This is a genomic window from Paraburkholderia sp. GAS41, from assembly GCF_050436545.1.
GTDB lineage: Bacteria > Pseudomonadota > Gammaproteobacteria > Burkholderiales > Burkholderiaceae > Paraburkholderia.
Genome location: NZ_JBNDMK010000023.1, coordinates 1 through 12,512, shown reverse-complemented (window position 1 = coordinate 12,512; position 12,512 = coordinate 1). Strand labels below are relative to the sequence as shown.

The 12,512-nt window shown below is 63.6% G+C and carries 12 protein-coding genes; 7 read left to right on the top strand and 5 right to left on the bottom strand.

Annotated elements, in window-relative coordinates:
- Positions 1–138: 138 nt before the first annotated feature.
- Complete coding sequence (locus P3T43_RS26515; RefSeq protein ID WP_429283971.1) at positions 139–327, bottom strand: hypothetical protein; 189 nt, start codon at positions 325–327, stop codon at positions 139–141.
- 26 nt (positions 328–353) lie between these two features.
- Between P3T43_RS26515 and P3T43_RS26510 the strand changes: the two genes are divergently transcribed.
- The 7 genes from P3T43_RS26510 (at position 354) to P3T43_RS26480 (ending at position 7,771) form a co-directional block, all read left to right on the top strand.
- The gene (locus tag P3T43_RS26510) at positions 354–1,748 is read left to right on the top strand and encodes a sugar porter family MFS transporter (protein WP_429283970.1); all 1,395 of its coding nucleotides are present in this window, start codon (positions 354–356) and stop codon (positions 1,746–1,748) included.
- A gap of 244 nt (positions 1,749–1,992) precedes the next feature.
- Positions 1,993–2,715 carry a 2Fe-2S iron-sulfur cluster-binding protein gene (locus tag P3T43_RS26505; protein ID WP_429283969.1) on the top strand — a complete coding sequence of 241 codons (723 nt, stop codon included), beginning with the start codon at positions 1,993–1,995 and terminating at the stop codon, positions 2,713–2,715.
- 8 nt (positions 2,716–2,723) lie between these two features.
- The gene (locus P3T43_RS26500) at positions 2,724–3,725 is read left to right on the top strand and encodes an FAD binding domain-containing protein (RefSeq protein ID WP_429283968.1); all 1,002 of its coding nucleotides are present in this window, start codon (positions 2,724–2,726) and stop codon (positions 3,723–3,725) included.
- 2 nt (positions 3,726–3,727) lie between these two features.
- Positions 3,728–5,959, top strand: coding sequence for a xanthine dehydrogenase family protein molybdopterin-binding subunit (locus tag P3T43_RS26495; RefSeq protein WP_429284076.1), 2,232 nt, complete (start codon positions 3,728–3,730; stop codon positions 5,957–5,959).
- A 197-nt stretch (positions 5,960–6,156) separates the two neighbouring features.
- Positions 6,157–6,744 (top strand): nucleotidyltransferase family protein, encoded by a 588-nt coding sequence (locus P3T43_RS26490; RefSeq protein ID WP_429283967.1) that lies wholly within the window; start codon positions 6,157–6,159, stop codon positions 6,742–6,744.
- 147 nt (positions 6,745–6,891) lie between these two features.
- A complete protein-coding gene (locus P3T43_RS26485; protein ID WP_429283966.1) occupies positions 6,892–7,614 on the top strand; it encodes a PIG-L deacetylase family protein in 723 nt (240 codons plus the stop codon).
- A gap of 16 nt (positions 7,615–7,630) precedes the next feature.
- Positions 7,631–7,771 (top strand): hypothetical protein, encoded by a 141-nt coding sequence (locus tag P3T43_RS26480; RefSeq protein WP_429284083.1) that lies wholly within the window; start codon positions 7,631–7,633, stop codon positions 7,769–7,771.
- Between the two features lie 45 nt (positions 7,772–7,816).
- Here the strand turns inward: P3T43_RS26480 and P3T43_RS26475 are convergent, their stop codons facing one another.
- The 4 genes from P3T43_RS26475 to P3T43_RS26460 are packed head-to-tail and all read right to left on the bottom strand — an operon-like array spanning position 7,817 to position 12,061.
- Positions 7,817–8,884, bottom strand: a complete 1,068-nt coding sequence (locus P3T43_RS26475; protein WP_429284075.1) for a 2-aminoethylphosphonate aminotransferase — start codon at positions 8,882–8,884, stop codon at positions 7,817–7,819.
- Entirely contained in the window at positions 8,884–10,059 is a 1,176-nt protein-coding gene (gene aepY / locus P3T43_RS26470; protein ID WP_429283965.1) for a phosphonopyruvate decarboxylase, read from the bottom strand. The genes P3T43_RS26475 and aepY overlap by 1 nt, the downstream gene beginning before the upstream one ends.
- On the bottom strand, positions 10,056–11,759 hold the full coding sequence (gene aepX, locus P3T43_RS26465; RefSeq protein WP_429283964.1) for a phosphoenolpyruvate mutase: 1,704 nt from the start codon (positions 11,757–11,759) through the stop codon (positions 10,056–10,058). The genes aepY and aepX overlap by 4 nt, the downstream gene beginning before the upstream one ends.
- Positions 11,756–12,061, bottom strand: a complete 306-nt coding sequence (locus P3T43_RS26460; RefSeq protein ID WP_429283963.1) for a hypothetical protein — start codon at positions 12,059–12,061, stop codon at positions 11,756–11,758. The genes aepX and P3T43_RS26460 overlap by 4 nt, the downstream gene beginning before the upstream one ends.
- Positions 12,062–12,512: the final 451 nt, after the last annotated feature.

The window sequence follows — 12,512 nt, the reverse complement described above, 5'->3', positions numbered from 1 at the left end:
CTAAAGTCAACATCGACTTGGGCGAATGCCCGCACGGTATGCCGCGAGAAGTACACAAGGTACTATTGCGCCGCTTTTCCGCGAGGGAAATCCCGCTAAAAAGTATAGTTCGCAGGCGGTGAATGTTAGGTAGTGGAGCTAAATTTCCTGCGTCAGCCAGACAAACGCGTGAGCGCGCCTGACTTGCTTAGCGAAGAGATAACGGTTCTGTCGCTCCACGATATCGCGGTTTTTATGGGAGCTTGCCGATAACGCGGCGAGCCGCCTCATCTTCTCCTCATTCTTGCCCGGCATGATGCGTTCAATGCGATTCAGCAGAGTCCACATTACCGCTCACGTCTCAGGAGACCCCAATGAACACCCTCACCCTGAATCCCCCATCTTCGTCCCGATACGGATTGTTTATCTGCGTGATGGCGGCGCTCGCCGGACTGCTGTTTGGTCTGGACATTGGCGTCATCTCCGGTGCGCTCCCCTTTATCGCCAAGGAGTACGCGCTGAGCGACACCCTCCAGGAATGGATTGTCAGTTCGATGATGGTGGGTGCCGCATTCGGCGCCGTGGGAGCGGGCTGGCTGTCGTGGCGGATGGGTCGTCGTTATTCATTGGGGCTGGCTGCGGTGATGTTCGTCGCAGGCTCCGTCTGGTCCGCGCTTTCCGGAAGCCCGGAAAGCATCATCGGCGCGCGCCTGCTCCTTGGGCTCGCGGTGGGCGTGGCCTCGTTTACGGCGCCGCTCTATCTTTCGGAAGTGGCACCGCGGCAGGTTCGCGGCGCGATGATCTCCACCTACCAGTTGATGATCACCGTAGGTATCCTCGGCGCGTTCCTTTCCAATATCGGACTGAGTTACATCGGAAGCTGGCGCTGGATGCTCGGGGTGATTGCAATCCCCGCCGTCCTGTTCCTGCTGGGTGTGCTGGCATTGCCGGACAGCCCACGCTGGCTGCTACAACGAAAGGGCGAGAAAGAGGCGCGCACCGTATTGCAACGTCTGCTCGGCTCCGCAGAAGAAGTCGACACCGAAGTTCGGGAGATCAAATCGCAGCTTGCGCAACCGGCGCAAGGCTGGAAGCTGTTTCGCAGCAGTGCTAATTTTCGTCGTTCGATCGCGCTTGGCGCGGCACTCCAGATCTTGCAGCAACTCACCGGCATCAATGTGGTGATGTATTACGCGCCCCGCATCTTCGGCCTGGCCGGTTTCGCTACGCACGAACAACAACTCTGGTGCACCGTCATCGTGGGCCTCGTCAATGTCATCGCAACCTTCGGCGCCATTGCCCTCGTGGACCGCTGGGGCCGCAAACCCATTTTGTATACGGGCTGCGCCACGATGGCATTGGGCATGGGAACGCTTGGCTGGTTGCTCCACGTGGGGATCGCAGGCGGCGCTTCGCAGATGCTCGCCGTTGCCATGCTGCTCGTGTTCATTGCAGGTTTCGCGATGTCCGCCGGACCGCTCGTGTGGATCCTTTGTTCGGAGATCCAGCCTATGCAGGGCCGCGAGTTCGGAATCGCGATTTCGACATTCATCAACTGGGCGGCCAATATGATCGTGGCGGCGACCTTCCTGAGTCTGCTGTCGACCATCGGCGAGTCCCATACCTTCATTCTATACGCATTACTGAATATCGTATTTGCGGGCGTGGTATACCTCTTTGTACCTGAGACGCGCGGCGTCTCGCTGGAGCACATCGAGCGAAACCTGATGGCAGGTCAGCCCCTGCGGGATCTGGGCGCCAAAGTCTAGTGCGTGGTTGTAGGCTTCTGGCGGCGCTCCGCTGTATTGCACAACACTGTGTTTCGCGTTTGGCCCGGAAACCGGCGCATGCTCATGTTTTACATTGCATATAGTTAAGCGCCACGTGCTGCGCCGCGCGCCGTCGCGGCATCAAAATTGCTGTCTGATTCATGGTACGGATGCTACGCGTATGGATCGGACTGCCGAACTGTCGCAAGTTTGCATCGACCTTTCACGGAGCAAACAGAACGTTATGTCCAGGAACCGTGTCCCTCCGGGTTCAGACGAAGAACCCACCGCCATCCCCGAACAACCCTCGCGCCGGCGCTTCCTGCAATCCGCCGCCGCGGCCGCGACCGTGGGCGTGGCGCCGCATCTGCACGCGCAAACCCAACCAGCCGATCCATCGCCAACCTCGCCGCCCGCCTCTGCCGAAGTGCGCGCGCCCGAACCGCCGCGACCGGTCGCGCTGAATGTCAATGGCCGCGCCTACACGTTGCAACTGGAGCCGCGCGTGACGCTGCTCGACGCGCTGCGTGAGTACGCCGGCCTGATGGGAACCAAGAAAGGCTGCGACCGCGGCCAATGCGGCGCCTGCACGGTGATGGTCGAAGGCCGGCGTATCAACTCGTGCCTCACGCTGGCGGTGATGCACGACGGTGAAAGCATCACGACCGTCGAAGGTCTGGCGAGCAACGGCGTCCTGAGTCCGGTTCAGCGCGCTTTCATCGAACACGACGCGTTTCAGTGCGGCTACTGTACGCCCGGGCAGCTCTGTTCCGCGACAGCGCTGCTCAACGAGTTCAATAGCGGCACCGCCAGCACCGTCACCGCCGACGTCCGTACGCGGCCCTCCCAACTCTCCGACGACGAAATCCGCGAACGCATGAGCGGCAACATCTGCCGCTGCGGTGCGTACGCGAACATCGTTGCCGCGGTGCGCGCCGCGCACGGCGGCAATGCCGGCAACGCCTAAGGACCGACATGGACGCGATCTCCTACGAACGCGCGGTGGACGTCAGCAGCGCGCTGCGTGCGGCCCAGCAGCCCGGCACGATGTTCATTGGCGGCGGCACCAATCTGCTCGACCTGATGAAAGGCGGCGTGGAGCGACCAATGCACGTAGTCGACATCACCCGTCTGCGTGGGCTCGACACGATCGGCACGCTTCCTGACGGCGGCCTGCGGATTGGCGCGCTGGTGCGCAACAGCGATGCGGCCAATCACGCGCTGGTGCGCGAACAGTATCCGCTGCTCTCGCAGGCCTTCTTGTCGGGCGCGTCGCCCCAGTTGCGCAATATGGCAACCGTGGGCGGCAATCTGATGCAACGCACCCGCTGCGGCTACTTCTACGACACAGCCTTCACCCATTGCAACAAGCGCCAGCCGGGCAGCGGCTGCGCCTCGATAGAAGGGCAAAACCGCACTCACGCGATTCTCGGCGCCAGTTCTCAATGTGTCGCCGTCAACCCATCGGATATGAGCGTGGCGCTCGCGGCGCTGGATGCCGTGGTCCGAGTGAGCAGTTTGCGCGGTGAGCGTACGATTCCCATCGCCGAGTTTCACCGCCTGCCCGCTGACCGTCCGGAGGTGGATACGACGTTGCAACCGGGCGAACTGATCACCGCGGTCGATCTGCCGCCGCCGCTTTTCAGCGAGCATTCCCACTACCTGAAAGTGCGTGACCGCGCGAGCTACGCGTTTGCCCTCGTCTCGGTCGCCGCCGCCCTGCAAATGGACGGCAACACGGTGAAGACGGCGCATATCGCACTAGGTGGCGTCGCACACAAACCATGGCGCGCCAGCATCGCGGAGCAGATGCTGACCGGCAAGCCGCTCACTGATGCAACCCTGCGCGCGGCCGCCGCGGCGGCCATGGGCGAGGCCCAGCCGCTCAGCGGCAACCGCTTCAAGGTGCTGCTCGCGCAACGTTCGATCGTGCGCGCCGTCAATCAGGCCGCCGGCCGCACTGGAGGTGTTGCATGAATATGAATGCCCCACTGGTCGGTCAACCAATCGATCGCACCGACGGCCTGCTGAAAGTCACCGGCGAAGCCCGTTATGCCGCGGAATTTCCCGAGGGGCGTCTCGCGCACGCGGTGCTGGTGACGAGCACAATTTCGAGCGGCAGCATTGCGTCCATCGACGCGAGCCGCGCGCAAGCGCTGCCCGGCGTGCTGCTGGTGATGACGTATCAGAACGCGCCGCGCTTGCCCAACGGCGGACATCCACCGCTTGCGCCGCCGGCCGGCCGTCATCTTTCGCTGCTGCAGGACAATCAGATTCACTACAGCAACGAGCCGGTCGCCGTGGTGGTGGCCGACACGTTCGAACGCGCCACGGACGCCGCGCAGCAACTGCGTATCGCCTATCAAGGCACACCCGGTACGCACAACTTCAGCAGTGCCAAGGCGAATGCGCACGCGCCGATCAGTCCGCAGGGCCGCCAGACCGACACCCAGCGCGGCGACTTCGACGCGGGACTCGCGAGCGGCAGCGTGCGCGTCGACGCCGTCTACACGACGCCGGTCGAACATCACAATCCCATGGAGCCGCACGCCACCATGGCGCATTGGGACGGCCCGCAACTGACGCTCTACGACTCCACCCAGGGCGTGAGCGGAACCCGCACCGCAGTGGCGAAAACCCTCGGCGTACCGCCTGAGAACGTGCGCGTAATTTCGCCGTTTATCGGCGGCGGTTTCGGCGGCAAGGGCTCGTCCTGGTCGCATGTGGTGCTGTGCGCGATGGCGTCGAAGCAGACCGGACGTCCGGTGCGGCTCGCCTTGACGCGCCCGCAGATGTTCGGCTCGGTGGGCGCACGCCCGCGCACCGAGCAGCACTTCGTCCTCGCCGCGCGCCACGACGGGACGCTCACCGCCATGCGGCACGCCAGCTTCTCGAACACATCCATGATCGAGGACTGGACCGAGACCTGCTGCATGGTGACGCGCATGCTTTACACCGTGCCGAATCAGCTGACGACGCATCGCATCGTGCAATTGAACCTGGGCACCCCCACCTTCATGCGCGCGCCGGGCGAAACCACCGGTTCGTTCGCGCTCGAATCCGCGATGGACGAACTCGCGTGGAAACTCAAGATGGATCCGGTAGCGCTGCGGCTAAAGAACTACGCGGAAGTCGATCCACAGGAGAACAAACCGTTTTCCAGCAAGGCGCTGCGTCAATGCTATGAGATTGGCGCGAAACAATTCGACTGGTCGCGGCGCACGTCGACGCCGCGATCGATGCGCGCCGGCAACACGTTGATTGGCCTTGGCATGGCCACCGCCACCTATCCGGCCAACCGCAGTCCGGCAGCGGCGATCGCGCGCATTCTGCCCGATGGAACCGCGATGGTCGCATCGGGCACTCAGGATCTCGGCACCGGCACCTATACCGTGATGACCCAGGTGTCCGCCGACGCGCTCGGCTTTCCGCCCGAAAAAATCCACTTCGCGTTAGGCGATTCGACCTTGCCGCAGGCGCCCGGCTCGGGAGGCTCGCAATCGGCCGCGAGCGTGTCGCCGGCGGTGCACGACGCCTGCCTCCAGGTGCGCAACCAGTTGATCTCGCTTGCGGTAGCCGATAGCGCGTCGCCGGTGCACGGCATGGAATCATCCGATGTGAGCGTGGCGGACGGCTGGGTGGTGAGCCGCGCGAATCCGTCCCTGCGCGACCCGGCGGCTGCGATTCTGGCGCGCGCAGGCGGCAAGCCCATCGAGGCCGTGGTGAGCGTGAAACCTGGCCAGGAACGCAGCGAGTATTCGCTGCACTCGTTCGGTGCGGTGTTCGCCGAGGTCCACGTGGATGCCGACCTCGGCACGATCCGGGTGCCGCGCATCGTGGGCGTGTATGACGTGGGCCGCGTCCTCAATGAGAAAACCGCGCGTAGCCAGATGATGGGCGGCATGGTGTGGGGCATCGGCGCCGCGTTCGAAGAAGACACCTTGCTGGACGAACGCTACGGCCGCTTCGTCAATATGAATCTCGCCGAGTATCACGTACCGGTGAACGCGGACATCGGCACGCTCGACATCAGTTTTATCAACGAGCCGGATCCGCACATCAACACGCTCTGCGTGCGGGGGATTGGCGAGATTGGCCTGACCGGCGTGGTGGCCGCGCTGGCGAATGCGGTCTATCACGCGACCGGCGTGCGGGTGCGCGATTTGCCCATCACGCTCGACAAGGTGTTGATGCCGACGGTTCGCGTCTGAGCGGGGAGGCGTTGCGGGAGGGACTGGCGGCATTGGGCGGCGAATCAGAAGCAATCGGGCGGCAAACGAGCGGCAAGTATGAATCAACCGCCCAGCATGACGCCCTCCACCCGCACGTTCATGCGCCCACATTGCCGCTTGCCTGCTCGCCGGTTGCACCGCACAATTGGCGTCATTCCCCTTCCAGGTGCCGCCCCATGGCCTATGCCTCACTCGCCACCGGCGTGCTGCTCGCCGCCGGCTACGGGTCGCGCTTCGATCCGGACGGTCTGCACAACAAACTGCTGGCCCGCATGCCGGACGGCACCGAGGTCGCCCACGAGGCCGCGCATCGGCTCCTGCTGGTCGTCACGCGCGTGCTGGCAGTGGTGCGGCCAGGCTCGGAGGCGCTGGCCCGCATGTTGAACGACGCGGGTTGCGACGTGGTGTTCTCGAGCGACGCCGAACGCGGCATGGGCGCAAGTCTCGCCGCAGGCATCGAAGCGAGCGCCGACTCGGAAGGCTGGATCGTCGCACTGGCCGACATGCCGCGCATTGCCGTGACCACCGTAGAAGCGGTGGCGCGCACACTCGACGGCGGTGCCTCCATCGTCGTACCGTTCTATCAGGGGCAACGGGGACACCCGGTCGGCTTCGGCCCAGAGCATCGTGACGCCCTGATGGGCCTCGACGGCGACACCGGCGCCCGCGGCCTGCTGGCATCGCATCAGATCGCGCGGCTCGATGTCGCCGATCCGGGCATTCTGCGCGATGTCGATACGCGCGAAGATTTGCAAGGCCTATAGCGGAGAGGCGCGTGCGCTCAGGCATGTGCCTTGCGGAGCCCAGCAGGTTCCGCGCAAGACACTGCAATACGGTCTAAGCTGAGGTGACGCCGTTCCGTCGTCATCCCGGATGCAGCCAGGCGCCTCCGAGAACCCATTTCGATGCCCATGAGCGAAACCAGCCCGCGTCTTTTTATCGTCTCGCCCCATTTCGACGACGCCGTGTTCAGCTGCGGCGCGTTGCTCGCCACCCATCCCGACGCCGTCGTCTGCACGGTCTTCGCAGCAGCGCCCGAGCAGAATATGCAGACTGAATGGGACACCTTGGCCGGCTTTTCGAGCGCGCAGGAATCGGTCAATGCGCGTACGCTGGAAGACAATCGGGCGCTCGAACTGCTCGACGCGGTCCCGGTCAGGATGCCGTTTCGCGACGGCCAGTATCTCGACTCGCCGTCGATCAGCCGGCTGGCGGCTGCACTCGAAGAAATCATTTACCGCTCGACCGCGAATACGCTGGTGATGCCGCTCGGTCTGCATCATGCCGATCACGCGCTGGTCCACGACGCCTGCTGCGAAATTCTGCCGCGGCTGTCGCACCTGACGTGGTTTGCCTACGAAGATGCGATCCACCGACGTCAGCCGGGCGTCGTCGAGGCGCGCCTCGACGAGTTGGCGCAACGCGGCATCGTGGCGACACCGGCCCATCCGTCGGCCGATCACACGATCGACGCGGAGCGCCAGACGTCGCTCAAGCGCGAAGCGGTTGCTGCATACGAAAGCCAGTTACGTGCGTTCGGGCCGCAAGGCTACGAGGATGTGTTTAACGCCGAACGCTACTGGCAGTTGAGCGTGTCCCGAGCGAGCGTCCGCCGCTCCCATCCCGCGAGGTGAGGCCATGATGTACCGCATGCATACCAGTCCGATTCCCGACCCGCTGGCGGACCCGACGCGCGACCCGGAGGGCGACCCGCTGGCGCCGCCCTCGCCGGGCCACCACAACGACGAGCCGCAGCGGCCCGACGGGCCGCCGGATAAAGATCCGGTTTGATCCGATCGATTCCGGCCCAGGACGGTTGACGACGGCGCGGCGCCTTTAGCGCGTCAGCTCGGTAAAGCCTTGCAACAGGCGGTCGATATCCGCGGGATGGAGGTTGCCCATCGTCGAGATACGGAACAACTCCGCCGACAGACCGCCCTGCCCCGCGTAAATCACGAAGCCACGCGCCTTCAGCGCATCGTGCAGTTGCACGTAGCTGACCCCAGCGGGTAAGCGGTAGGCCCGCAGCACCACCGACGACTGCTGCGGCGGCAACGCGCTCTCGATACCGCGCGCGGCAAGACCCGCGCGCGCCTGTTCGGCAAGCGCCGCATAGCGCGCGTGACGCGCGCTCCAGCCGCCTTCGTCAGCCAGTTCGCGTAACGCCTCGACGAGCGCGTAGTAAACGTGAACCGACGGCGTGAACGGCGTGTTGCGCTGATCCTGCAGCTTTGCCAGCCGGCCGAGATCCAGATAGTACGTCCGGCTCGCCGCCTGCTTCAGCGCCTCGCGCCGCACCACCACGAACGATGCGCCCGGCACGCCGTGCAGACATTTGTTGGCCGTGGCCGCCACAGCGGCAATGCTGCTGTCGGCGAAGTCGATCGCCTCGGCGGCAAAGCTGCTGACGCCGTCCACCAGCAGACGCACGCCGCGCTCGCGGCACACGCCCGCCAGCGCCTGCAGATCGTTCAGGCGGCCGGTGGTGGTCTCATGATGAATCACCGCCACATGCGTAAAGCCTGCGCCGGCATCGAGCCGCGCGGCAATCCGCTCGAGGTCGGGCGCCTGCATCCAGTCGTGCTTCAGCGCTTCGTGCGCGATGCGGTACTGGCTGGCGATCTGCGTGATGCGCTCGCCGTACACACCGTTTTCGATCACCAGCAGCTTGCCGTTCTCCGGCACCAGCGCGGCAATCATGCTTTCCACCGCGGCCGTGCCCGAACCCGTCATGAGCACGGCTTGCCACTCGGCGGGATCGAGCTTGTAGATATCCAGCAGACGCGTGCGCGCTTCTTCCTGCAGATCGAAGAACTCGCTTTCGCGATGGCACAGGTCGGGCTGCAGCAGACTCTGCCGCACGCGCTCCGTCAACGTTACCGGACCGGGATTGAGCAGCAGCATCATTGGGCTCCTTGCGGGGTGCCGATGTGGCGCATCAGGCGCGTCTTCACATCCGGTGGGGTAATGGTGGGACGCGGCAAACCGTCGGGGGTGCCGCGACGGATCGCGAGGCGCACGAAACGCGGACCGTCGAGCTTCGGCGACGTGAAGACTTCGTCGAGGAGGGCGAGGTCGTCGCCTTCGACAGCCGACGCATACCCGCAAGCCGCCGCCACGCCGGCAAACGACACCTGCGCGGACACCGTTGCCTGGCCACCGGTCGAATCGTGCGCGCCGTTGTCGAGCAGCACGTGCGTCAGATTGGCCGGCCCGTAGGCGCCGAGCGTCGCAAACACGCCCATGCGCATCAGCGCGGCGCCGTCGCCGTCGATCGCGACCACGTGCAGGTCAGGACGCGTCAGCGCGAGACCGAGTGCGAATGGCGTCAGACAGCCCATCGAACCGACCATGTACAACTGGTTCGGACGGTCGTCGAGCGCGTACAGTTCGCGACCGCAAAAGCCGGTCGATGCGAGCACCACCGTCGACGCCGGCGGCGTATGCGCGATCACGCGCTGCAATGCCGCCTGACGGGTCGGCAGCGCATCCGCTGCCATGTCGTGCCACTGCGCTGCGGGCGCACAAGGCGTGCGACGCGCGGCGCCCTCGCCTGGCTTCAACTCGTACGGCGCCACGCTGCCCTTCTGCATCACGAGCGCATACGGGCGGCCGGTTTCGTCCATGTGCGCAATCGCGCGGTCGAGCGCCGGGCCGATGGCGTTGGCCTCGGTCGGGAAGGTCTCCCACGGAATTTCCATGGTGTCGAGCATGGCGGGCGTGATGGGTCCCATCAACGCATGCTGCGGCTCGTCGGCGACGCCGGGCTGGCCGCGCCACGTGACGATCAGCAGTTGCGGCAGACGGAACGTCCATGTCAGCGACGTCAGCGGACTTACCGCATTGCCGAGACCGGAGTTCTGCATCATCGTGACGCCGCGCCGGCCGTTCTGCGCGCCGAGCGTGACGCCGGCGATCAGCGCGACCGCGTCGCCCTCGTTGGCTGCGGAAACATAGTGCAGCGACGGATCCTGCAGCACGTAGTTGATAAACGGCGTCAGATACGAACAGGGCACACCGGCATACCAGTCGAAGCCGCGCTCGCGCGCCGCTTCGACAAACTGTGCAGCCTCGATCATTGCGCCTCTCCGCCGGCTGCGCCCGAAGCGAGCGGCGCTTGCGCGTGCGCGAAATCGCCGGCACGACGGAAGTCTTCCAGATCGTTGACGCCGCGCCAGTGGCCGTGTACGTACTGCACTTCGATCGCTTCGCCGGCTTCGATCAGCGCATTGAGCAGCGCGGGCATATCGAGCGTGTCGAAATCCGGACGCGCGCGCAGCGTCGTGAGCACCGCTTGCAGACGGTCACGACCCTCGCCACGCACATTCAACAGACCGACCCAGCGGCCATCCGGCAGCCGGGCTTCGTTCGAGCCTGCGGTTTGCAGCTCGCTGGATACGCGTTGCAGCAGAATCTTGTTGCCGAACAGGCCGCGATCGTCCGGTGCCGAGCACCATGCGAAATCGCGCACGCTCTTGTTGACCGGTTCGGTCAGCGACGAATCGACCACGACGCTGAATGCCGCTTCGCTTTCCACCAGATCGCGCACGATATAGCTGCGGAACAACAGGTCGCCGTAGGAGATGACCGTGTCCGACTTGAGCGCGTCGACGGCGCAGGCGAGCGACGCCAGCTCGCCGGTTTGCGCATGCCGTTCGTTGACGACCAGCTTGATGCCGGCGGTGTCGATGGCGTCGGCGCGATAGCCGCCGACCACGGTGATGTCGTTGACGCCCTGCTTCTTGAACGCATCGACGAGCCAGCGCAAGAGCGGCTTGCCGGCGATCGGCAGCATGACCTTGGGACGATCCGCCGTCACCGCTTCGAGACCGGCGCCACGGCTAGCGGCGAGCACGACGGCGGACGCCGAAGCGCGCGAAGCGGACAGGTAACGGTTTTCCGCTTCCGAGTATTCGTCGGCGTCCTGCAGGCGGAAGATTTCGTTGACGGACGCGATACGGTCTTCGACTTCGACGAGCGTTTCGCTGGCGTGGATTTCCTTGGCGACGGCCTGCATGGCCGAGGTCGACGCACGGATCAGATGATTCGCCCAGATGACGGTGCTGATACCGGCTTCGCGGAACACTTCCGTGGGGGTGCTGTAGTACTTGGTCGGCACGATGACGAGCGGACCGCGGCCGGCCCATTCGCGGGCGAATTCGAGGATCTCGTCGGGACGCGACAGTTTGCTGTGGATCAGGATCGCGTCGGCGCCGGCTTGCCGATAGGCTTCGGCGCGACGCAGGGCCTCGTCCATGCCCCAGCCGGCGATGAGCGCTTCGACGCGCGCGACGATGGAGAAGTGTTCGTCGGTTTGCGAGTCTTTACCGGCTTTGATCTTGCCGCAGAACTCATCCATTTCGGCGAGCGGCTGACGTTCGCCGTTGATGAAGCTATTGGTCTTCGGGAACTGCTTGTCTTCGATACAGACGCCGGCGATGCCGCGTTGTTCTAGCTTGCGGACGAGGCGGCGGACGTTATTGAAGTTACCGTAGCCGGTATCGCCATCGAGGAGGATGGGGAGATCGCTGGCATCGGCCATGAATTCGAGGTTATCGACGACCTGGGTCCAGCTGGCTTCGTTGTTGTCGCGCACGCCGAACTGGGCGGAGATGGCGAGACCGGAGGCCCAGATGGCCTTGAAGCCGGCTTCGCGGACGATACGCGCGGAGAGGCCGTTGTGGGCCTCCATCATGAATTCGAGCTGGTTGCTGGTGAGCATCTGGCGCAGACGGCTGCTGCGGGAAGCGGCGATAAAAGCGGGTTCGCGGGCGTTCATGTTGATTGATTCTCCTGCTTGTCGGGGTGGCTGTGCTGGCCGCTGGCTCTGTGGCTGATAACGGGTTTCTTTTGCCGTACGGCGCGGGCTGGTGTTTCTGATTGACGTGCCGTTCGCGGTTCGGTGAGATTGGCGATTTTCATCGCCGTTTCACTCGCCTGTGCGCTGTTTGGGCTGTAAGAAAAAGTGACTATAGCGGATGCCGTTAAGTTTTGCTTTTTTGTCGTTTGTTTATGGCGATATTTGGTGAAATGTGGGATTTTTTGTTGTTCACTATTTGGTTTGTTCGTTTTTCTGATCAATGTTGTGGTGGTTTTTTGATTTTTTTGGATTTATCCATTATTTTGGGTTTGGTTTTGATTTTGATTTTATCGTGACTATTCTGATTTTGGTTTTATTGATTTTTGGGATTGATGGTTTCATTATGGTTTTGGCCTTTCGCGCGGGCGGACAATATAAGTGAACGACGCTGGCGTCTGAAGTGACGCATGCAGAAGGGGTTGTGCCCGACGGCGGGGCGCGCAGCGCGACGCTGGAGCGAATGACGGCTTTGTCAATAACGGGTGTTATGCGAGAGAGCGTCTCGTATTGGGCCGTTTCCGGTTAAAAAGAGAGATGACTTGCTAAAAGCTGGCGGTTTGAGCCCGCTTTCTTTGCCTACTTGTATATTGACTGCAGTGTCCGGAAACTGATCCTTTCCGTTCACTGGAAGCGGTAGCCCGTTTGCTTACCGGGGCTCACAGCCCGAAAGAA

Excerpts from the sequence above, each read along its gene's own strand:
- P3T43_RS26515 (WP_429283971.1), bottom strand. The coding sequence starts at position 327 with ATGTGGACTCTGCTGAATCGCATTGAACGCATCATGCCGGGCAAGAAT.
- P3T43_RS26510 (WP_429283970.1), top strand. The coding sequence starts at position 354 with ATGAACACCCTCACCCTGAATCCCCCATCTTCGTCCCGATACGGATTG.
- P3T43_RS26505 (WP_429283969.1), top strand. The coding sequence starts at position 1,993 with ATGTCCAGGAACCGTGTCCCTCCGGGTTCAGACGAAGAACCCACCGCC.
- P3T43_RS26500 (WP_429283968.1), top strand. The coding sequence starts at position 2,724 with ATGGACGCGATCTCCTACGAACGCGCGGTGGACGTCAGCAGCGCGCTG.
- P3T43_RS26495 (WP_429284076.1), top strand. The coding sequence starts at position 3,728 with ATGAATGCCCCACTGGTCGGTCAACCAATCGATCGCACCGACGGCCTG.
- P3T43_RS26490 (WP_429283967.1), top strand. The coding sequence starts at position 6,157 with ATGGCCTATGCCTCACTCGCCACCGGCGTGCTGCTCGCCGCCGGCTAC.
- P3T43_RS26485 (WP_429283966.1), top strand. The coding sequence starts at position 6,892 with ATGAGCGAAACCAGCCCGCGTCTTTTTATCGTCTCGCCCCATTTCGAC.
- P3T43_RS26480 (WP_429284083.1), top strand. The coding sequence starts at position 7,631 with ATGCATACCAGTCCGATTCCCGACCCGCTGGCGGACCCGACGCGCGAC.
- P3T43_RS26475 (WP_429284075.1), bottom strand. The coding sequence starts at position 8,884 with ATGCTGCTGCTCAATCCCGGTCCGGTAACGTTGACGGAGCGCGTGCGG.
- aepY (WP_429283965.1), bottom strand. The coding sequence starts at position 10,059 with ATGATCGAGGCTGCACAGTTTGTCGAAGCGGCGCGCGAGCGCGGCTTC.
- aepX (WP_429283964.1), bottom strand. The coding sequence starts at position 11,759 with ATGAACGCCCGCGAACCCGCTTTTATCGCCGCTTCCCGCAGCAGCCGT.